Raw genomic sequence first — 21299 nt, forward strand, 5'->3', positions numbered from 1 at the left:
TGCGCGGGCGGCGCCGCCTACAGCCCGGCGCTGACCGACTTCGTCTTCATGGTCCGCGAGACCTCGCAGATGTTCATCACCGGACCGGACGTCGTCAAGGCGGTCACCGGCGAGGAGATCACCCAGAACGGCCTCGGCGGCGCCGACGTGCACGCCGAGACCTCGGGCGTCGCGCACTTCGCGTACGACGACGAGGAGACCTGCATCGCCGAGGTCCGCTACCTGATCGGCATGCTCCCGTCCAACAACCGGGAGAACCCGCCCGTCGTCCCGAGCGACGACCCGGCCGACCGGCGCGGCGACGTCCTCCTGGACCTGGTCCCGGCCGACGGCAACCGCCCGTACGACATGCACAAGGTCATCGAGGAGCTCGTCGACGACGGCGACTTCCTGGAGGTCCACGAGCGCTGGGCCCGCAACATCGTCTGCGCCCTGGCCCGGCTCGACGGCCAGGTCGTCGGCATCGTGGCCAACCAGCCGCAGGCGCTGGCCGGTGTCCTGGACATCGAGGCGTCCGAGAAGGCCGCGCGATTCGTCCAGATGTGTGATGCGTTCAACATCCCCATCGTCACTCTGCTGGACGTACCCGGCTTCCTGCCGGGCGTCGATCAGGAGCACGGTGGAATCATTCGGCACGGCGCGAAGCTGCTCTACGCGTACTGCAACGCCACCGTGCCGAGGATCTCGCTGATCCTGCGCAAGGCCTACGGAGGCGCGTACATCGTCATGGACAGCCAGTCCATCGGCGCCGACCTCACCTACGCGTGGCCGACCAACGAGATCGCGGTGATGGGCGCGGAGGGCGCCGCCAACGTCATCTTCCGCCGGCAGATCGCCGACGCCGAGGACCCCGAAGCCATGCGGGCCCGCATGGTCAAGGAGTACAAGGCGGAGCTGATGCACCCCTACTACGCGGCCGAGCGCGGCCTGGTCGACGACGTCATCGACCCCGCCGAGACGCGCGAGGTGCTGATCGCCTCGCTCGCGATGCTCCGCAACAAGCACGCGGACCTGCCGTCCCGCAAGCACGGCAACCCCCCGCAGTAGCGGAAGCCGGGCCGGGCCGCCGCGCGCATGTCCTCGAACGCCGGACAAGCTGACCCCACAGGAGCGGCCGGTCGGCTCCGCCTCCGTCACTCGATCCCTGAACGGGAGCACGCCCGCCGATGCGCATCGTCGGGACCACGCCCGCCGAATCGCATCGTCCGGCGTTCGAGCACCTGACGGCCACCGTGCAGACCCCAGTGCCCAACACCGCGAGGGACCATGACGAACGAGCCGTCCGAGCTCCTCGGACCCAGACCGGGCGCCATGCCGCCGATCCGGCCGCACGAGACGTGGACGGCGCTCGCCGGTCAGGCCCCACTCGTCCTGCCTGACGAGGTCGACGACCTCAGCACGCTCATGGCCGCGGTCTCCCGGGGAGAGGCCTTCGTCCTCCAGGGCAGCACATGCGCGGAGCCGTTCAGCGAGCGGCGCGTGGGCGGATTCGTCCGCACTCTGCTGCAGATGTCGGTGATCCTGACCCACGCCGCCAGGATGCCCGTGGTCAAGATCGCTCGGCTGGCCGCCAGGCACGCCGGGCCCGGCTCCGCCGCAGCAGGCCGGGCCCACGCGGACGCGGCGGTGACGATGAACATGATCCGAGCGGTGAGCGGCGAGAACGGCATCGCCGACGTGCGTCAAGTCCAGGGCTGGAACCGTGACTTCGTGCGCGACACGGTAGGGGGCAGACGATTCGAGGCTCTCTCCGCCGAGATCGACCGCGGCCTCGGGTTCATGGCCGCCTGGGGGGTCGACGACCGTCCGCTGCGCTCCACGAAGGTGTTCGCGAGTCACGAACCGCTGCCCGGCGACGGGATGCCGCACCTGCTCCGGGAGGGAGCCGGGGACGAGCCGCAGCTGTGGGCCCTGTCGGCGCATCAGTTCCGGGTCGGTGAGCAGGCCCGCCGGCCGGACGACGCGCACCTCGCCCAGGCCGAGTTGCTGGCCAACCCGGTATGCCTCACGATCGGGCCGACGACGGCACCGGAGGAGGCCGTGGAGTACGTACGGAGACTCGATCCCCACGTACAGCCGGGCCGGCTCACGCTGATCAGCCGGATGGGCGGCGACCGGGTCCGGGACGTACTTCCGCCGATCGTCGAGAAGGTGACGGCGTCCGGCCACCAGGTCGTGTGGAGCTGCGACCCGATGCATGGCTCCCCCCACGAGCCGGCGGCCGGAAGCACCGTGTGCTCCTTCTCGCGGGTCCTCGACGAGGTGCGGGGATACATCGATGTACATCGTGCTCTGGGGACCCATCCGGGTGGGATACATTTCGAAACTACGGGCGCACAGGATAAATCCGACACGGAACCGGGCGGCGGATTCGGGGCGGAATGCGGTCCTCGGTTGAATGAACAACAATCTGTGGAGTTGGCCTTTCTTATGGCAGAGATACTCCGTGGTTGATTTCTGGAACTGAAAGTTCCCGCCAGGCGTCCATGCTCGGCTTTCTCGCTGACTTTCATTGGCTCAACCAATGGTGCCGCCCCTCCGGGTGGAGCGGTATCGGCTCCTGGCCGCCCGGCGGCGGACGGGCGCGGAGGGGCCCTTCCTCGCAAACGCAGGGGCGCGCTAGTCAGCGCCCGGCCCGCCCCTCTGGCCCGCCCCTCCGGCCTGCCTCCCGGCCCGCGCCTCTCGCCGCCCCTGGTCAGGACGCGCTGCCGCAGCCCCCTTGCCCCGGATGCCCTGCCCGGCCCCTGGTCCCGGTTCTCCCTCTGGCGGCCGGTCGGCCTGCGGGCGCCGCGCGACGCAGGACCGCCGCAACCCGGCCGATCGGCGTCACCGTGCCCAGATGTCTGCCGCATTCCGGCCACGCGACAGGGCGGTGTCCGCGTGACCGGGCCGAGCGCACAGATATCGCCATCAATGCAGACCGGCACATCACCCGCCGTCAGAAGCCGTCAATGCCCGACTTTCCGCCGAGTGCCTTGGTCTGCACCATGGCGGTTGTCGCACTTCCGTACGGACCTTGCAACTAGTTGCACCCGCGCACCGGCTGAGGCACCGTCGGATGTGGAGCCCGATCCCCTATGCCGCGTGGGTCATACCCCTATGCCCGACGGGAGGGGAATGAGGGGGGCCCTGGCGGTCCAGACGTGCGCATTTGAGCCTAACTTGAGGTTTCTGCCTGCGATTTGACGGAACGCCAGGTGGGAGGCATCGGCCTGTGGGGGTGCAAAGCGGAACCCGCGCAAAGGGACGTTGTGTACTTTGAGTAGGGGTTTGCAGGGGGAGGGGGGTGGAGCTAGTGTTCCAATTGGAGAGGGATTCCAGCGACTGTTTTCAGTCCCTGGCTTTAGCCGGTGTGGCGTCAAGCGGCGGCCGAACCGGACGGGGTAGTCGCGGAGTAAGGCGCGGTTTTGAGCCTTTGGTGCAGCAGCCCCCGCTCCTAGATGTCACGAAAATGGTCACAATGGGGGATGATGGTGCCAGTGGCACTTGTTGAACGGGAGCATGACGTCCAACTGCTCAGGAATCTTCTGACCGCCACTTTCAAGGGGCATGGAAAGATAGGACTTGTCAGTGGGGCGGTGGCAAGTGGCAAGACCGAGCTACTGCGCTCGTTCGCTGACCTGTGCTCCGATGAGGGAGCGCTGCTCCTGAACGCAACGGCGACGAGAACCGACCGAACCGTGCCCTTCTCCGTGCTGCGCCAGTTGCTCGACTGTCTGCCGGGGGATGCGGAACCCGTCACGGAGCTCATGGCCTCCAGTGCCGCGTCAGAGGTCTCCCGCGCTGCGGCGGCCATGCTGCTCGATCTCTCCGAACAGGCGCCGCTGGTCGTCGTCGTGGACGATGTGCACCACGCGGACGAGCCGTCCATGGACTGTCTCATGCGGCTGGTGAACCGGCTGAGATCGTCCCGCATCCTGCTCGTACTGGCCGAATCGTCCGGTGACTGGTCGATGCACCCCGCCTTCCGTATGGAGCTGGTCCGCCAGACACAGTTCCACCGGGTCCGGCTGGCGCCCCTGACGGCGGACGGCGTCAGCGAGATGTGCTCGCAGCACCTCGGCCAGGACGCGGCACGACACGCGCTCGAAGCCCACCGGATGACCGGCGGCAACCGGCTCCTGGTACGCGCCCTCATCGAGGACCACGCCGAGTCCGGGGAACTACCGGGCCGGGCCAGCTGCTCCTCGCTCGGTGAGAGCTTCCGGCAGGCCGTCCTGACCTGCCTGCGCCGCAGCGGTCCGGACGAACTCAAGGTCGCCAGAGGCTTGGCCGTACTCGACGCCACCGGCTCGACGCACCGGATCGCTGAGTTCCTCGGCCGCGGCCCGGAGGCGCTCCGCCGGCCCCTGCAGTCGCTGCAGACGCTGGGGATCATCCACGACGGCCGGTTCCGGCACCGGCTGACGCGCGCGGCTGTCTATGACGACCTCGCCCCGCAGATGCTGGCGGAACTGCACACGCGTGCCGCGCAACTGCTGAGCGACTGCGGCGGCAGTGTCACCGATGTCGCGGACCATCTGGTGGCGGCGAAGCACGTGAGCGCGGACTGGGCCATCGCGGTACTGCAACGGGCCGCGGAGGAGTCGCTGGCAGCTGACGACGAGGAACCGGCGATCCGCTACATAGAGTTCGCGCTCTCGGTGTGCACCGGAGAGCGGCAGCGTGCCCTGCTGCGCATGCTGCTCGTCCAGATCAAGTGGCGCAGTGACCCGGAAGGTGCCGTCCGCCACCTGACACCGCTCTTCGAGGCGCAGCGCGAAGGCCACCTCGACGTGGAGCAGACGGCCTACCTTCTGCGCGTGCTCATGTGGCACGGGCGCGTCCAGGAGGCCACGGAACTCATCACGCACCTGTCCCACCTCAGACCCTCCGCGAACGAAGCGCCGAGCGCCGTACTGACGGGTGTGCACAACCTGCTCAGACACGCCTACCCGCAGTTCATCCCGCACGGATCCGGTGGCAGCACCCACCTCTTCGACAACGCGACCACGCCGCCGGGCCAGCAGGCACAGGCCTCGGCCGTGCTCAGCTCGGTCCTCGGGGAGACCACGGGCGGGGACGAGCGGTGCATCAGGGTGGCCGAACAGATCCTGCAGAGCAGCCAGTTGAGCGACGAGATGGTCGAATCCGTCTGCTGGGCCCTCCAGACGCTCATCTACGCGGAGCAGCCACTTCTGGCGGAGCGCTGGTGCGACGCGCTGCTCGCCGAAGCCGACACCCGCGGGGTGGTGACCTGGCAAGCGGCCCTGTCGGGGCTGCGGGCGGAGATCGCCCTGCGGGAAGGCGATCTGGTGCAGGCCGAGCGGTACGCGGTCAAGGCGCTGACGATGATCGGAGTGGGGGGCTGGGGTGTGGGAGTGGGGGCCACACTGGGCACCCTCCTGCAGGCCGTCACGGCCCGAGGTGACTTCGAGAGCGCCCGCAAGTACCTGCGGGAGGCGGTTCCCGCCGCCATGTTCCAGACCCGGTACGGGCTGATGTACCTGCGGGCCCGGGGGCACTACTACCTGGCGACCGACCGCCTCCAGGCCGCGCTCGCGGACTTCAGCTACTGCGGCGAGCTGATGACGATGTGGCAGCTCGATTCCCCGACGTTCGTACCGTGGCGAACCGATGCTGCCCAGGTCCTCCTCCGGCTCGGCGATCAGGAGCAGGCGCGCGCACTCACCAAGGAGCAGATGGCGCACATAGGTTCGCGTGCCTCGCGGACGTACGGTGCGTCCTTGCGCGTCCTCGCGGGCACGGCGAGCCACCGTGGCCGGCTGAGTCTCCTGAAGGAGTCCGTCGAGATCCTGCAGGCGAGCGGTGACCGCCTCACCCTCACGCAGGCGCTCTTCGACCTCAGCTGTGCCCACGAGGGCATGGGGGAGTTCGGCAAGGCACAGATGATCTCGCGTCGGGCGGGGCGGCTGGCCAGGGAGGGCGGTATGCAGCGGATACAGGATCCCGCGCATGCCTGCCAGGAGGAGCCGATGATGCTGCACTCCGCGCAGACCGACACATGGTCCCGGCCGGTGGACGAGAACACGTCGGCCGCGGACGTGCTGACGCTCTCCGAGCGCCGGGTCGCGGCGCTCGCCTCGCTCGGCTACACGAACCGTGAGATCTCCAGCAAGCTGCACATCACCGTCAGCACGGTGGAGCAGCACCTCACCAAGGTCTTCCGGAAGTTGCGGGTCAAACGCAGGACGGACCTGCCGGTCGAGCTCGAGTTCCACGTCGCCAGCCCTGCCTGCTGATCCTCGGCACCACCCTTCCCCGTTCACCCTCTCCCCGCTTCCCCTACGCCCGTGAGCTGTTGAGGTACGCGATCACGGCCAGCACTCGCCTGTTGTCACTGGTGGACTGCACCAGGTCCAGCTTGGCGAAGATGCTGGCCGCGTGCTTGCTCACGGCACTGTCGCTGAGCGACATCCGCTCCGAGATGGCCGCGTTCGACCTGCCCTCCGCCATGAGCGCCAGCACCTCCTTCTCACGCGCCGTCAGCGCCGACAGCGGCTGTGCCTGTGCCGGACCCATGGATTGGAACAACTGACTGATCACTTCAGGGTCCATGGCCGTACCACCGGAAGCAACGCGGCGCACCGAGTCGATGAACGTGTCGTCATCGAAGACACGGTCCTTGAGGAGATAGCCGATGCCGCCCCGGCCGTCCGCCAGCAACTCCCGTGCGTACAACTGCTCCACGTGCTGGGACAGCACCAGCACGGGGAGCCCGGGAACCGACCGGCGGGCGGTCAGCGCCGCCTGGAGCCCCTCGTCCGTGAACGTCGGCGGCAGCCGTACGTCGACCAGGGCAACGTCCGGCCGGTGCCGGAGGAGGGCGCTGAGCAGATCGGGACCGGTCTCGACCACGGCGGCGAGTTCGAAGCCGTGGTCCTCCAGTAGATGGGTCAGTCCTTTCCTGAGGAGGTACTGGTCCTCGCCGAGGACAACACGCACGGGAGCTCCATCGTCAAAGTGGTCGGGCCGCCGGGAGGCGATGCCACGTCTAGCAGACCGTCAAAAGCGGCCAGTCGCCGCTGGATACCACGGATCCCGCTGCCGCGAGCAGGATCGGCGCCACCGCACCCGTCGTCGGTCACCGTGATCCGCAGTGCCCCCGCCCGGTGGCGGAGGTCGATCAGGACGCGCTGGGCACCGGAGTGCTTCGCACTGTTGGTGAGCGCCTCGCTCACGGAGAAGTACGCACAGGCGGCCACCGGCACCTGAGCCCGCCCCTGGAGGTCGGCGGTCACCTCCACCGTCAGCGGATGCGCGAGTGCGAGCGTGCGCACGGCATCGACGAGCCCCCGCTCGGCCAGGACCGGCGGATGCACGCCACGCACCAGACTTCGCAGCTCACGGAGCGCGGCGGAGGAGTTCTCCCTGGCCTCGGCGGCCATAGCCCGGAGTTCGGGCTGTTCACTGCCGAGCCGGTGCTCGATCGCACGGAGAGTCATTCCGATGGCGACGAGCCGGGTCTGGGCGCCGTCGTGCAGATCACGTTCGATCCTCAGCAGCTCCGCCGCCTGGACACCCGTTGCCTCGGCCCGTGTCGTGGTCAGCTGCTGCACGCGCCGGGTGAGTACGGACCGCTCGGTGGGCGCCAGCAGCAGGGCACACCAGCGCGCCTGGGCCCGCAGCGTGTACGGGGTGCCCCAGAGGGCGGCCCCCGCCGCGAGTGCGGCAGCCCCCAGGCCGGCGGGGCCGGACCACCACAGCCCGATGGCGGGGACCGCCGCCATCGGCCCGAGCAGCAGGGCCGCCGCCACGACCGGATTCGTCAGGAGCCACAGGAGGTCGCGCCAGGTCGCGGGGTCGGTGAGAACCCACCGGCGGGCGGCAAGCCACGTCGGCAGAAGGGGGCCGGGGTGCAGCGTACGGCCGTACGCGTAATGTCCGTCTGCGCCCTGGACAGGGGCCGGAGGCCGCTGCCCGTACGGCTCCGCGATGTCCGCAAGGCCCCCGGTGCGCAACAGCTCCCGCCACAGGTTCACCAACTTGCGGCTCGTCAGGACCACCTGGGCGAAGACGGGCACGATCCCGAAGACCAGCGAGAACACCGCAGCGGTCAGCTGGAGCAGAGCGAGTACGAGCCCGCACACCGCGAGGGCGCACAGCAGGCAGGCCGCTCCCACCGCCTGGACCCGCCGCCACACCCGCACCCACCACGGGGTCCCGCCGCCTGCCACGGGTACGCCGCCACCGCCCAGGAGCAGTCTCGTCCAGTACCCGTGCAGCCGGACCGCCGACGGCCCCGCCGCGAGACCGGCCGACACCGAAGCCAGGCCGAGCCCCGCGGCACCTGCCGATCCGGGCCCTCCGTGCCACAGAGGCCAGAGGGTACCCGCCATACCGGCTCCGATCAGGGCTGCGGGCAGCACGGCCACCGGCGCTCCGACGAACGGGTCCAGCAGCAGCCACAACAGATCGCGGGCGGTCGCCGGGTCCTGGGCGATCTTCCGGGCGGCACGCTTGCGCCCGGCCGTACTGCCGGAGGCGTACAGACGCCTGCCGTGGCGGTACAGCCCGCCTTCCCTGGCGCGGGCCTCCGAGAAATGGGGAACGTACGGATCGGAGATCTCCACCTGCGACCAGGAGGCCGCGAGCCGGCGCCGCAGCTCGGGCAGCCGGCGTAGCCGCAGCAGCGTCTCCACCGCGCCGGACAGGAGGGCCGCGGCCATCGGTACGACGAGCAGCACACCGGCCGCACCGAGCGCGGCCAACGCCACCCCACGGGCCGGGGCAAGGCAGAGAGCGCGTAGCCACGAAGTGCCCTGAGGCCGTGTTCCGTCGCTCATCGCACCTCCCGGCAGCTCGTGTGATCAACAGTCTGACATGTGCGCAAGGCGGGGGGCAGGTGCAGTTTTCTGCACCCCGACTGTGCTCCCGACTGCATTCCGCAAGCCTCCGCCGGTGCGTAGCGTCATCGATGCACACACCGGCAGGACCGGAAGCAGAGCAGCAAGGAGAGGAGGCCGTCATGAAGCCGGCACCGCAGGTTCAGGAAGGGCCGGAACCGGAACCCATCACGCTTCCGGAGGATGACGAGCAGCCGGAACGCAAGGGCCGCAGCCCACGGACCGTGCTCATCGAGGCGGCGGCGCTGGACGTCGCACTGCCGCTCCTGCTCTTCTACGGCCTCCGGCTGATGGGTGTGAACCAGTGGCTCGCGCTCGTACTCAGCAGCGCCCTTCCCCTTGTGCGGCTGGTCTACAGGGCGATCAAGGACCGACGGGTCGAGCGGCCCACCCTGTTCTCCCTGAGCATCATGCTCAGCGCAACCCTGGTGTCGCTCCTGACGGGAGACCCCCGGCTCGTCCTGGCCAGGGAAAGCTATCTGACAGCGCTGGTCGGGCTCTGGATGCTCAGCACGCTGCTGGCCTCAAGGCCCTTCATCTACCAGGCGACCATGCCGCTGCTCCCGGAGGCCACCGCCGCGGCCTGGCGTAAGGACTGGGACGACGTGCCCGAGTTCCGGCGTGCCATGCGGGTACTGACCGTCGCCTGGGGTACGGCCTTCATGATCGACGCGGTGGCCCGTGTGGTCATGGCGTACACCCTGCCCGTCGACAGCGTCCCGCTCCTGGGTGCCGGTCTGCTCACGGTGCTGCTCATCGTGATCGTGCAGTTCAGCAAGGCATACGCCAAGCGGCTTTCGGCTCGCCTCGGCCGGCCCGCCGAAGGCTGACCGCGGGTCCCCATACCCCCGTCCGGGCGTGCGAGTGAGGCACCGGCCCCTCCCCCCCCAGGGGCCGTGAGCCCTCCCGCCCGGGCGGGTCACTCACTCCTGTGTCAGCGTCAGCAGGGCGCGTGCCGCCAGCTGGTAGCCGAGCGCACCCATGCCGACGATGACTCCCCCGGCCAGCGGGGCGATGACCGACTCGTGCCGGAACTGCTCGCGCGCCCAGACATTGGAGAGATGCACCTCTATCCATGGCCGGGGGTAACTGGCCAGGGCGTCCCGCAGACTCCAGCCCGCGATCATCAGCGCACCGGGGTTGACGATCGCCCCGACCGAGTCGTAGTTGTCCTGGATCGCATGGATCAGCTCACCCTCGGATTCGCGCTGGACCGAGACCACGTCCCAGCCCCGCGCCTGAACCTCCTGGGCCACGGAGCGCTCGATGTCGGCCAGGGTCGCCTTCCCGTAGACCTCCGGTTCGCGTCGTCCGAGGATGCCCAGGTTGGGACCGTTGAGAAGTAGCAGTGTGCTCATGACGCACCCTTCGTGCCGACGGTGGATGTGTAGTTGTCCAGGGGCGCAGACCCCATGGCGGCGAGTGTCTCGGCGACTGTGCGCTCCGGGACGTCGTGTACCAGCTCCGGTCCCCGCGGTCCGTCCAGGACGAACGACAGGCCCGTGGTGGCCTTCTTGTCCAGCCGCATCAGGGCGATGAGGCGGTCATGCGTCAGTCCGGCCGGCAGTTCGGTGGGCAGCGAGTAGCTCTCCACGACCGTGCGGTGTTCCGCGACCCGCGCCTCGTCGATACGGCCCAGGGCTCCGGCCAGCCGTCCGGCGAACACGGTTCCGACGGCGACACCCTCGCCGTGCCGGACGGCGTAGCCGGTGGCCCGCTCCAGGGCATGACCAAGCGTGTGGCCGTAGTTGAGGATGTGCCGCATCCCCGCATCCCGCTCGTCGGCGGCCACGACGGACGCCTTCAGGGCCACACTCGCGGCGATCTGCTCGTGCAAGGACAGGCCACGCAGGTCACCCGCTCCGATGAAGTGGCACCTGGCGATCTCGCCGTAGCCGTTCAGCCACTCCCGGGGCGGCAGGGTTTCCAGGTAATCGGTGTCGCACAGCACGGCCTTCGGCTGCCAGTACGCCCCGACCAGGTTCTTCCCCTGCGGAAGGTTCACGGCGGTCTTCCCGCCGACGCTCGCGTCCACCTGGGCCAGCAACGACGTCGGCAGATGGATCACCGGGACGCCGCGGTGGTAGAGCGCTGCCGCCAGGCCGACCGAATCGGTGGTCGTACCGCCTCCGCAGGAGACCACCGCGTCCGTCCTGGTCAGCCCGAACTCGGCGAACCTGCGGCAGAGTTCCTCCACCGTCGCCAGGGTCTTGTCGTCCTCGCCGTCCTTCGCCTCCAGCGCCAGGGCCGGCACACCCGGATCCGGCACCCAGGCCCGGGGCCGCGCGGACACGATGACGACCCGCGCCGCGCCGAGCTCGGCCACCACCTCGGGCAGCGTGTGCCGCACGCCGGGACCGATCCGGACGGAGTACGACCGTGCGCCGAGCGGCACCTCGATCCGCCGGTATTCCTCGGGCATGTCCTCGCTCCTCGTAGTCCGTCCGCACGCAGGCCTTCACGACCGCAGCATGAACCGCGCCCCCGCACCCGTGGCTCAGGTTCGCATGAATGCAGGGGGCCCGGTACGCAAATAGGGGTGAGAGATCGAACATAGGGGTGTCGTCGCCGACGGAGGGCAAATACGCTTCACGAAATCCTTACCTGTGGTCGTCGAACGACCACCGGCCTGGAATGGGTGAAGGCGATGATTGAGCAGTTGCTCGCGGCGGAAGTCGCTTCGCACGAAGTGTTCGCGGACCCGCCGGGGGTCACCCTTCTTCCCGAGGAGGAGGTGCTGATTCGCGATTCCGTGGAATCGCGGCGCCGCGAATTCACCACGGGACGTCATTGTGCCCGCATGGCGCTCGCGTGCCTCGAGTTCCCCTCGGACCGCCCCATCCTCTCCGGGAAGAAGGGGGAGCCCCTCTGGCCCGACCAGGTGCGGGGGAGCATCACCCACTGCCGCGGCTACCGGGCGGCGGCGGTCGCCCGGATGGCCGAGATCGCGTCGGTCGGCATCGACGCGGAGCCCCACCAGCAACTGCCGGACGGCATCCTCGAGGCCGTGGCGCTTCCCGGGGAAGAGGTCAGGACGAAGGAACTCCTCCTCGGCTTCCCAGGTGTGCACTGGGACAGAATGCTTTTCAGTGCCAAGGAAAGCGTTTACAAGACTTGGTTTCCGCTCACCCAGAGGCCACTTACATTCGATGACGCTGTCATCGAGATCGACCCGGTGGACGGAACGTTTTCCGCACGGATCCTTCCGCAGGGTGTCCGCGGTATTCATAATGCCCCCAGGGGATTCACCGGCCGTTGGATGGTCGGGAACGGGATTGTGGTCACAGCGATCGCTGTGCCTGCCGTGGGGGGATCCCTTGACTGAAACCCTGACCGAAACCCTGACAGCACCCGAGGAGTAGGTAGCCCATGAGCATGATCGAGCCCAATGTAATTCTCCGGGGTGGACCTTCCCCCTATCTGTCCGAAGACCAGCGCATCTGCTACGTCGAGCAGCTGGACGAGAAGCTCAAGCTGCCCCGGGGCAACCGGTACGAGCACTTCGAGCCCACGGCGGAGAGCGAGGTGCACGAAGGCGTCCCCCTGCGGGTCTTCACCTGGACCGGGGCGACGCAGTTCGCGGAGTAAAAGCCGCGGTGGACCGGTGGTGGCGTCCTTCCTCGGGGCCGGGCCCACCACTTCGCCCCGGCCGAGGCCGCACACGGTGTGCAGGGGCGAGGCGAGTCGGGCTCGGTCCGCGGACCAGGTACTTCCTCGCCGTCGGGGCCGACGGCGAGGAAATACGTGCGCCGCGGCTTCGGGCCGCGCGAACTGGGACGGGGATGCGCCCGTCCCAGCCGCACGTCAGGGCAGCAGCGACGAAATGGTGCGGGAGACCGAAGCGATGACCTGCGGCGCATGGTCGTTGAGGTAGAAGTGACCCCCGGAGTAGGTGTGCAGCTCGAAACCGCCCTCGGTGTGTTCGGCCCACGAGCCGACCTCATCCACGCTCGCCTTGGGGTCATCGGTGCCCGTGTGCGCGTGAACGGGGGCCGCCAGGCGCGGGCCGTCGGTGTAACGGTAGGTCTCCGCCGCTTTGTAGTCGCTGCGGATGGCGGGCAGCACCATGCGCATCAGCTCCTCGTCGCCGAACACCTGGGCCCCGGTGCCGTTGAGCGACCGCAGCTCCTCGATCATCCCGTCGTCGTCACGGAGATGAACGGACTCGTCCCGGTGCCGGCAGGGCGCCCGCCGTCCGGATGCGAACAGCACGAGCGGCATCACTCCCTTCTGCTCCAGCCGCACCGCCACCTCGAAGCCGAGTGTGGCTCCCATGCTGTGCCCGAACAACGCCAGCGGCCGGTCCGCCCACGGAAGTACCTGATCGACCACCGCTTCGGCCAGGTCCGGCAGATTCTCGATGCACGGCTCCGCACGCCGGTCCTGCCTCCCCGGGTACTGCACGGAGAGCACATCGACATCAGGCGAGAGTGCCTTGGAAACAGGGAAGTAGAACGGGGCGGACCCCCCGGCATGCGGGAGGCACACGAGCCTGGCCCTGGCGTTCTTGGAGGGGTGGAACCGCCGGATCCACAGGCTGGGGTCGGTGAGATGCGCGGTCACCTGACATCCTTTCGAGTCACGGGCCGGAGCGAGATCCCGCCCGGCCGAATGCCCCCATCACCCTTCCCGCCGCCGGCGATCGCGCACAACCCCTAACCTCCGGCTAGGGGTGGACCGGCTCCTCACAGAAGGCAAGAAATGGAACCCGAAGTTCCCGATGCCCCCGCACCGACGCAGATCTCAGGAAGCACGCGCCTCTACGCCGTCCTCGGGGACCCTGTCGAACAGGTCCGGGCGCCATCGCTCCTGAACCCTCTCTTCGCCCGCCTCGGCATCGACGCGGTGCTGTTCCCCGTGCACGTGGAACCGGACGGCTTCGCCGAAGTCTTCCAGGGGCTCACACAGATGAAGAACCTGGACGGCATTCTCGTCACCATCCCGCACAAGGCCGCGGCCCTGCGCCTCGCGGACGAGGTGAGCCCGGCAGCCGCCGCGGCCGGAGCCGTCAACGCGCTGCGGCGCGAGCCGGACGGCCGCTGGAGGGGAGAGAACTTCGACGGCGTCGGGTTCGTCCGCGGACTGACCGAGGCCGGCCATCTCCCGGAGGGCAAGCGGATCGTCCTGATGGGCGCCGGTGGTGCGGGCAGCGCGATAGCGGCGGCTCTGCTGGCAGCGGGCACCGCACGACTGACGCTCTGCGACCCGGACACGGCCAGGCTCAGCGCCCTCGTCGCACGCCTGGACGAACACTGGCCCGGTCGCGCCAGGGGCGAGGCGGCTCCCGCATTCGAGCACGCGGACATCGTGGTCAACGCAACCCCGCTTGGCATGAGGGCCGACGATCCGCAGCCGTTCCCCCTGCGGGCACTGGCACCGCGGTGCGTCGTAGCGGACGTGATCATGAAGCCGAGGGAGACAGCCCTGCTGAAGGCCGCTGCCGCGCTGGGCCATCCCATCCTGCACGGTGCCCACATGCTCGACCACCAACTCGACCTCTACCGAGGCTTCTTCCGGCTCTACGATCCGACGGGGCCGTGAACCTCCGCGCCGGTGGCCAGGCAGGTCGATCGTCCGGCTCGGCGAAACCGCCGCCGGTACGGCTCGGGACACCCGTCTGCCGCCACCCCCCGTCATAGGGGCAGCGACTGCTGCCGGCACGCCCGACCGGATGCCGGCTCTCGCACGGCGAGAGGTGGACCTCACCAGTGATCAGGTCGAAGCCTCGTCGGTCGGCGGAGGTACAGGGCAGGGACGGAGAACCATGAGCGGGTCCTCCCACGCCGCCACCATGGCGAAGGGGAATCGGTCGAGCTCAAGACAGAGTGCGACGTCATCGGGATGGGCGCCTTGACGCACACCCTCTGCCAGCTCGGCGGTGGCGCGCGACGCGGCAGCGCGGCGGAGGAACTCATCGGCGTCCGTCCCGGCCCCGGCGACTCTCCGAGCGATGTACTGAGCGCACGCCAGATCTTCATCGGCCTGCCCGTCCTCGCCGGTGACCACGAACGTGACGCTCGCACACCCCCGTGTCCGCAAGAGCCGAGCCGTTGCTTCCGCCACCACGAAGCCGGCGCACAGCACCAGCGACGCCTCCTTGACCGCAAGGGCGCCGACCGTCCCTGCCGTGGTCTTCTGCACAACGGTACGTCCACCGAGGTCAACGGACCGCAGCAGGCCCGGCGAGTTGACGGTGTCGAAACCCGGCGCGGGCGGGCCGTCCTTGAGAGCCACCCAATCCGGGTGGCGGGCCTTGTGCGCCAGGGCTTCGTCCAGCGATTCAGCAAGAACGATCGCTTCCGCCCCCTGGGCGAAGGCCCAGGCAGCCACCGTGAAAGCACGCATGACATCGACAACGACTGCCACGGACGGGGCTTCGACGAGCTCAGCGATGCCAAGGTAACGAGAGTCCATTCCGATAATGATCGCGCACGCCCGACCCCAACACCCAGACAGTGACGCGCGTCACGTCGAAGGGCTCGGCATGCGGCACCGCCAACTACCTGCCTCGCGGCGGCCAACCCTGGCTCTCTCTACCGGACCTGGGAATTCCTGCACCGCATCTCAGTAGACCCCTCACGCCTCCGCCCTCCTCCTTCGGGTGCAGGCGCAGAGGAGGAGGCCGGACTGCGAAGAGCGTCAGCGGGAGGCCGCGCACCGCCGCCCGCCCGCTGTCACGTCCTTGGCGGGGTGGGCCGCCGGCGCCTGTCGGAATCGTGTCGGGTGTATGTCGGAGCAGCTTGATCTCATGGCGGCATGACGCAACTCGACAAGAGCCCCGAGGCCGGCCCGCCCGCCATCCGGGTGCGGGGAATGGTCAAGCACTACGGCGGGACCAAAGCACTGGATGGCGTCGATCTCGATGTGCCCGAAGGTACCGTCCTCGGAGTCCTGGGCCCCAACGGTGCCGGCAAGACGACGCTGGTCCGTTGTCTGTCCACTCTCGAGAAGCCCGACGCGGGCACCGCGCTGGTCGCGGGATGCGACGTGGTGAACGACCCCAGCGGGCTGCGCCGCATCATCGGCCTGACCGGACAGTACGCCTCGGTCGACGAGAAGCTCTCCGGCTGGGAGAACCTCTACATGATCGGGCGGCTGCTGGACCTCTCCCGCAAGGACGCCCGGCGCCGCTCCGACGAGATGCTGGAGCGGTTCTCCCTGACGGAGTCCGCCAAGCGGCCCGCTATGCAGTACTCCGGCGGCATGCGGCGGCGGCTGGACCTCGCGGCGTCCATGATCGGGCAGCCGGCAGTCCTCTACCTGGACGAGCCGACCACCGGCCTCGACCCCCGCACGCGCAACGAAGTATGGGCGGAGGTGCAGCGGATGGTGGGCGAGGGCGTCACCGTCCTGCTCACCACCCAGTACATGGAGGAGGCCGAGCAACTAGCCAGCGAGCTGGCGGTCATCGACCGTGGCAAGGTCGTCGCCACCGGCGGGGTCGACGAGTTGAAGGCAAAGGTCGGTGGCAGAACGCTCAGGATCCGGCCGTCCGAACCGGCGCAGCTCTCCGCCATGCAGCGGGCCGTCACCGAGTCCGGACTCGACACGATCGCCGCCACGCACACCGCTCCGGAGGAAGGCCTGCTGTACGTCCCGATCCTCCACGACGAGCACCTGACGGCGGTGATCACCCTGTTGGGCGCACGCGGCTTCGGTATCGCGCACATCGGCACCCACCTCCCGAGCCTGGACGAGGTGTTCCTGGCGATCACCGGACAGAAGTCCACCGCCGCCCTCTCCGACGAGCCCGCTGACCGGGCCTCCGACACCGTTCCCGAGGAGGTCGCGGCATGAGCACAGCGACGCTTTCCCGTTCTTCGTCCACCGCTCCGCCTTCCCGTCCGAAGCAGGGCTCCGCGGGCCGGACCAGGATCGGCCTGCGGAACAACCTCCGGCACATCGGCGCCCTGACCCGGCGCAACGTCATGCAGATCAAGCAGGACCCCGAGTCGATGTTCGACGTCGTACTGATGCCGGTCATCTTCACCCTCCTGTTCGTGTTCGTCTTCGGCGGCTCGGTCGGCAAGGCGCTGGGAGGCGACAGCGACGCGTACGTCAACTACGTCGTACCGGGCCTCATGGCGATGCTGGGCATGAACATCGCCATGGCTGTCGGCAGCGGCGTCAACGACGACTTCCAGAAGGGGGTCATGGACCGCTTCCGGACGATGCCGATCGCCCGGTCCTCGGTGCTGATCGCGAAGATCGTGGTGGAGCTGGGCCGGATGCTGGTCGCCATCGTCGTCCTGCTGGGCGTGGGCTTCGCACTCGGGCTGGAGATCAAGACCTCGGTGCCCGGACTGCTCGCGTCCGTGGGACTGTCGGCGGTGTTCGGCTCCTCACTGATGTGGATCTTCATCCTGCTGGGGCTCACGATGAAGAGCAATCAGACCGTGCAGGGCATGGGACTGCTGGTGCTGATGCCCCTGCAGTTCGGGTCCTCCATCTTCGCCCCGCCGTCCTCGATGCCGGGCTGGCTGCAGGCGTTCACGGACTACAACCCGCTGTCCAATCTCGCGGACGCGGCTCGCGGCCTGATCAGCGGTGGGCCTGTCGCCCACTCCGCCGTCGTGACCCTGGCCTGGGCGGCGGCGATCACCCTGATCACCGCGCCGCTCGCCGTCTCCAAGTTCCGCCGCAAGACCTGAACCCGGCCGCGCACCGACGGGGCGGTTCAGACGGCCGCCAGGGAGACCGCCTCATCCACCGTGAGGCAGCCTCCTTCGGCGTACAGCACCTTGTAGGCGGCGTCCGTCAGACCGGCCCGGACCGCCGACTCGGCGTTCTCGTAGGAGGTGCGCTCCTGCGCGGCGGGAGAGTAGCCGGGCGGCAGGAGGGCGTCGGCCGCTCCCAGCAGCCGGGCCGCGTTCGCGATCCGGTCCGCGCCCCCCAGCCCGGCCAGCGCGCGGGCCATGGTCATCAGGTGGACAGCCGGCATCTGGGGCGCGACCAGCGCACCCAGCGGGTCCCGGGCCCGGGCCAGCGCCTCGCGCGCCCGGGCGAGGGCGTCGGCGTAACGCCCGTCCAGGTTGGCCGTCCAGGCCAGCAGTCCGTGCACGAGTCCTTCGAACATCGCGAGACCGGAGTACCTGAACGTGCCGAGCAGCCGCTCCAGTTCGGCACGCGCCTCCTCGGTGCGGCCGGTGCGGTTCAGCCAGACGGCCAGTGTCATCCGCGCGGCGGGCTCGACCATGTGACTGTGCCGGTCGGCCTCGGCGAGGACCTCACGCAGCAGTGCCTCGGCCTCCGCGCCCTGTTCCGGCTCCGTCATGACGCCGGCCAGACGGGTCTTCAGCACCGCGGCCTGGGAGAGCGCGCCCAGTTGCTGCGCGTGCCGGATCGCGTCGCGGAAGTCCTCCGCCGCACGGGCGTGGTCACCGATGCGCTCGTAGGACTCGCCCCGGACGGACAGAGCCTCCGCCGCCCCCCAGGAATCGCCGAGCCGGGTGAACAGCGCCAGGCTCTCATCCGCGTCCCGGGCCGCCTCACCGGCCATGTCGCCCCGGTTGGCCAGCATGTTCGCCCGCAGCTGGAGGGCGGAGGCCAGATCCCAGTCGTCCCCCAGCGAGCGGCAAAATTCGACGGTCTGGTCCACGAGCCGCAGCATGCGGCCCGGCTCGCCGGTCAGCATGACGGCATGGATCCACAGCACCCCCGGAGTGCGGCATGTCTGCGGCACACCCAGGCGGTAGACCTCGATGATCCGGCCGCAGTACTCCACCGCCTCGGGCATGGTCCGTTCGTCGAGCTCGTGGCTCATGGAGGCGAGATGGATGAGCCGGACGCCGCGCCGCGCCTCGACGAGCACATCCGGACCCATGGGCGGTGGGGCGTCGGTGCAGCGTTCGTACAGCGGCGGGGCGGGCACTGTCGGGGCGGCGAACGGGTCGGGGCCGAGCGCGGCGACGGCTCCGGACCAGTGCCTGGCGTCGGCCCGCAGATCGCGGATCTGCCAGTACCAGGCGAGGGCGTGGACCAGGGAGAGCGCTTCGTGCTCGTCCTCGGCGGCCACCGCCCGGCGCAGTGCGGCCCGCAGATTCTCGTACTCGTTCTGGAAGACCACGATCGCCGCCGTCTGTCCGTGTCCGCGCAGCAGCGGGTCGGTGCGGCGGGCCAGTTCCCGGAAGTGGACGAGGTGACGGCGTTCCACCTCGGCCCGCCTCCCCGACTCGTCCAGCCGCTCGGCGGCGTATTCGCCGATCGTCTCCAGCAGCCGGTAGCGCATGCCCGTCCCAAAGGCGGTCTGCGCTGTCGCTGTCGCCACGACCAGCGACTTGTCCACGAGTGAGCCGAGCAGCCCGATGGCGTCCGGTCCGCAGACCGCCTCGACCGCCGGCAGGTCGCAGTCGCCGGCGAACACGGACAGTGCGCACAGGGCGGCGCGTTCTTCGGCACCGAGCAGGTCCCAGGACCAGTCGACGACCGCCCGCAGGGTCTGCTGCCGGGGCAGCACGGTCCTGGCCCCGCCGGTGAGGAGCAGGAAGCGGTCGTCGAGCCGGTCCGCGATCTGCCGGGGGGTGAGTATCCGCAGCCGGGCGGCGGCCAGTTCGATGGCGAGGGGCAGTCCGTCCAGCCGGCGGCAGATCTCGGCCGCGGCCTCCGGATCGTCCTCGGGCCGGAAATCGGGCCGGGCGGCGGTACCGCGTTCGGTGAGGAGCCGCAGGGCCATCGGACCGGGCAAGGGCTCCACCGGGCGCAGGACCTCACCCGGCACCCCGAGGGGTTCACGGCTGGTGGCCAGGACGGTCACCCCCGGGCACCGGGCCAGCAACTCCTCCGTGAGCAGGGCCGCCGCTGACACGACGTGTTCGCAGTTGTCGAGCAGCAGGAGCATCCTTCGTCCGCCGCAGTGCTCGGTCAGCCGGACCAGCGGTGCGTCCCCGCTGCCGCGGTCGACAGCACGCAGCTCCTCGGTCTTCGCGCCGGGCAGCACGGTCTGACGGGCACCGAGAGCGGTGAGTACCACCTCCGGCAGCGTCGACGGGTCGTCGACGGGGGCGAGTTCTACAAGCCACACACCGTCCGGCCAGCGCCGGCCGGCGTCGGCCGCCTCGGCTGCCTCCATGGAGAGACGTGTCTTGCCGGCGCCTCCGGGCCCGAGCAGGGTGACCAGCCGTGCCTGCATGAGGTCGGTCCCGATGGACGCGATGTCGTCCTGCCGCCCGACGAAGCTGGTCAGGCGCGCCCGGAGCCCGCCCCCGGACCTCGGAGGTTCCTCGACAGCCGCCTCCTGCCCGCTCGGAGTGAGCAACTCGGCGTGCAAGGAGCGCAGTTCCTCGCCAGGGTCGGTGCCCAGGCGTTCGGCCAGGTCGCGGCGCAGCGTCTCGTACGCGTCGAGTGCCTCAGCCGTACGGCCGGTGGCCCGCAGCGCGCGCAGCCGCAGGGCCTGCAGGGGTTCGTCCAGCGGGTGTTCTTCGCACAGAGCCATGAGCTCGGGCGATGCCTCCTCGGCCCGCCCGAGTGCCAGCAGCGCACCGAGCCGCCCCCGGCGGGCGGCGAGGAGCCGGGTGCCGAGCCGGCCGGCTTCGGCGCTGTGCTCGGGCAGGTCTGCCAGGGCGGGCCCACCCGGCCACAGCGCGATGGCCTCGTCGAAAAGGGCGAGGGCGGCGGCGGGGTCGTCAGCGGCCAGGGTGCGGGTGCCGTCGCGGGCCAGCTGCTCGAAACGGTGGGCGTCGATGTCGGCCGGGGCCGCGCGCAGCGCGTACCCGCCGTCGGCCGAGGCCACCGTTCCAGGACCGAGGGCCCTGCGCAGCCTGCCCACCAAGGCGTGAAGGGCACCGGCCGCGTCGGCGGGGGGCAGGTCCACCCACACCGCGTCGACGAGGACCGCCACCGGGATGCTGTGCCCCGGCCGCAGAGCGAGGGCGGTGAGCAGCGCGCGCAACCGGGCCCCGCCGACGGCGACGGGGGTTCCGTCTTCGCGGAAGGCACGGGCGGGGCCGAGAATCTGGAAGCGCACACGTCCATTCTCGCGGATACATCCGTCGGGGGTACGCGAGGGCCGGAGCGAAGCCTTCCGGACACCGGCTTCGCCCGCCGGCCGACGGCCGCAGCAGCCGCGCGGCAGACCGGGGGCGGTGCCGGGCCGCTCAGGCGTCCGACCGCGAACGCCCGAAGTCCCAACCCCCGCCGCCCTCCTCGGGCCGTGCCGCAACCGGATACCGGCATCGCCGCCGAGCTGACAGCGCGCGGGATCACCGACAGCATCTCGGCTTCTACCGTGCGCCGTTGGCTGCGCCAGGATGCACCTAGACGTCATCTCATTTGGCGAGTCTGCGATAACAGATGAGGGTGCAGGCGATGCTCGTGAAGGCGAGGAAGTGCTCGGCTTTGCGCTCGTAGCGGCGGTGGAGACGGCGGCAGCCGGCGAGCCACGACATGGTGCGTTCGACGGTCCAGCGGTGGCGTCCCAGTCGCTGTGATGACTCGATTCCCTTGCGTGCGATGCGT

At 69.7% G+C, this 21299-nt stretch carries 17 protein-coding genes; 9 read left to right on the forward strand and 8 right to left on the reverse strand.

Features of this window, described 5'->3' with window-relative positions; translation table 11 throughout:
- From AB0P41_RS35375 to AB0P41_RS35385, 3 genes are all read left to right on the forward strand, one after another.
- Positions 1 to 1047: acyl-CoA carboxylase subunit beta (locus tag AB0P41_RS35375; protein ID WP_365936124.1), on the forward strand; the 1047-nt coding region annotated here is incomplete at its 5' end.
- A 219-nt stretch (positions 1048 to 1266) separates the two neighbouring features.
- Positions 1267 to 2454 carry a 3-deoxy-7-phosphoheptulonate synthase gene (locus AB0P41_RS35380; RefSeq protein ID WP_356717032.1) on the forward strand — a complete coding sequence of 396 codons (1188 nt, stop codon included), beginning with the start codon at positions 1267 to 1269 and terminating at the stop codon, positions 2452 to 2454.
- A 1016-nt stretch (positions 2455 to 3470) separates the two neighbouring features.
- Positions 3471 to 6242, forward strand: a complete 2772-nt coding sequence (locus AB0P41_RS35385) for an AAA family ATPase (RefSeq protein ID WP_365936125.1) — start codon at positions 3471 to 3473, stop codon at positions 6240 to 6242.
- A 43-nt stretch (positions 6243 to 6285) separates the two neighbouring features.
- Here AB0P41_RS35385 and AB0P41_RS35390 read toward each other — a convergent pair whose 3' ends face one another.
- Complete coding sequence (locus AB0P41_RS35390; protein WP_356717036.1) at positions 6286 to 6945, reverse strand: response regulator transcription factor; 660 nt, start codon at positions 6943 to 6945, stop codon at positions 6286 to 6288.
- Positions 6897 to 8786 (reverse strand): histidine kinase, encoded by a 1890-nt coding sequence (locus tag AB0P41_RS35395; RefSeq protein ID WP_365936126.1) that lies wholly within the window; start codon positions 8784 to 8786, stop codon positions 6897 to 6899. The genes AB0P41_RS35390 and AB0P41_RS35395 overlap by 49 nt, the downstream gene beginning before the upstream one ends.
- A gap of 182 nt (positions 8787 to 8968) precedes the next feature.
- Here AB0P41_RS35395 and AB0P41_RS35400 point away from each other — a divergent pair, with 182 nt between their 5' ends.
- Positions 8969 to 9676 (forward strand): VC0807 family protein, encoded by a 708-nt coding sequence (locus tag AB0P41_RS35400; protein WP_356717040.1) that lies wholly within the window; start codon positions 8969 to 8971, stop codon positions 9674 to 9676.
- Between the two features lie 93 nt (positions 9677 to 9769).
- Here the strand turns inward: AB0P41_RS35400 and AB0P41_RS35405 are convergent, their stop codons facing one another.
- Both AB0P41_RS35405 and AB0P41_RS35410 read right to left on the reverse strand, forming a co-directional pair.
- Positions 9770 to 10204, reverse strand: a complete 435-nt coding sequence (locus AB0P41_RS35405) for a type II 3-dehydroquinate dehydratase (protein ID WP_356717042.1) — start codon at positions 10202 to 10204, stop codon at positions 9770 to 9772.
- On the reverse strand, positions 10201 to 11268 hold the full coding sequence (locus AB0P41_RS35410) for a 3-dehydroquinate synthase family protein (protein ID WP_356717044.1): 1068 nt from the start codon (positions 11266 to 11268) through the stop codon (positions 10201 to 10203). Before AB0P41_RS35410 ends, AB0P41_RS35405 begins: the two co-directional genes overlap by 4 nt.
- 225 nt (positions 11269 to 11493) lie before the next feature.
- On the opposite strand from AB0P41_RS35410, the gene AB0P41_RS35415 reads away from it, so the two are divergent.
- Both AB0P41_RS35415 and AB0P41_RS35420 read left to right on the forward strand, forming a co-directional pair.
- A complete protein-coding gene (locus AB0P41_RS35415; RefSeq protein WP_356717046.1) occupies positions 11494 to 12171 on the forward strand; it encodes a 4'-phosphopantetheinyl transferase superfamily protein in 678 nt (225 codons plus the stop codon).
- 44 nt (positions 12172 to 12215) lie between these two features.
- Positions 12216 to 12434, forward strand: a complete 219-nt coding sequence (locus AB0P41_RS35420; RefSeq protein WP_356717048.1) for a DUF5988 family protein — start codon at positions 12216 to 12218, stop codon at positions 12432 to 12434.
- Between the two features lie 216 nt (positions 12435 to 12650).
- Here the strand turns inward: AB0P41_RS35420 and AB0P41_RS35425 are convergent, their stop codons facing one another.
- Entirely contained in the window at positions 12651 to 13409 is a 759-nt protein-coding gene (locus AB0P41_RS35425) for an alpha/beta fold hydrolase (protein WP_365936127.1), read from the reverse strand.
- A 138-nt stretch (positions 13410 to 13547) separates the two neighbouring features.
- On the opposite strand from AB0P41_RS35425, the gene AB0P41_RS35430 reads away from it, so the two are divergent.
- A complete protein-coding gene (locus AB0P41_RS35430; RefSeq protein ID WP_356717051.1) occupies positions 13548 to 14387 on the forward strand; it encodes an NAD(P)-binding domain-containing protein in 840 nt (279 codons plus the stop codon).
- A 171-nt stretch (positions 14388 to 14558) separates the two neighbouring features.
- Here the strand turns inward: AB0P41_RS35430 and AB0P41_RS35435 are convergent, their stop codons facing one another.
- Positions 14559 to 15260: a 2-phosphosulfolactate phosphatase gene (locus AB0P41_RS35435; protein ID WP_365936128.1), complete on the reverse strand. Its 702-nt coding sequence runs from the start codon at positions 15258 to 15260 to the stop codon at positions 14559 to 14561.
- Positions 15261 to 15602: 342 nt separating this feature from the next.
- Between AB0P41_RS35435 and AB0P41_RS35440 the strand changes: the two genes are divergently transcribed.
- Together AB0P41_RS35440 and AB0P41_RS35445 are read left to right on the forward strand one after the other, a co-directional pair.
- On the forward strand, positions 15603 to 16643 hold the full coding sequence (locus AB0P41_RS35440) for an ATP-binding cassette domain-containing protein (protein ID WP_365936129.1): 1041 nt from the start codon (positions 15603 to 15605) through the stop codon (positions 16641 to 16643).
- Positions 16640 to 17497 (forward strand): ABC transporter permease, encoded by an 858-nt coding sequence (locus AB0P41_RS35445; protein ID WP_365936130.1) that lies wholly within the window; start codon positions 16640 to 16642, stop codon positions 17495 to 17497. The genes AB0P41_RS35440 and AB0P41_RS35445 overlap by 4 nt, the downstream gene beginning before the upstream one ends.
- Before the next feature lie 26 nt (positions 17498 to 17523).
- On the opposite strand, the gene AB0P41_RS35450 is transcribed toward AB0P41_RS35445, so the two are convergent.
- A complete protein-coding gene (locus AB0P41_RS35450; RefSeq protein WP_365936131.1) occupies positions 17524 to 20808 on the reverse strand; it encodes a BTAD domain-containing putative transcriptional regulator in 3285 nt (1094 codons plus the stop codon).
- 301 nt (positions 20809 to 21109) lie between these two features.
- Positions 21110 to 21299: transposase (locus tag AB0P41_RS35455; RefSeq protein ID WP_365936132.1), on the reverse strand; the 190-nt coding region annotated here is incomplete at its 5' end.

The organism is Streptomyces sp. NPDC079167 (genome assembly GCF_040686735.1).
Classification (GTDB): Bacteria; Actinomycetota; Actinomycetes; order Streptomycetales; family Streptomycetaceae; genus Streptomyces.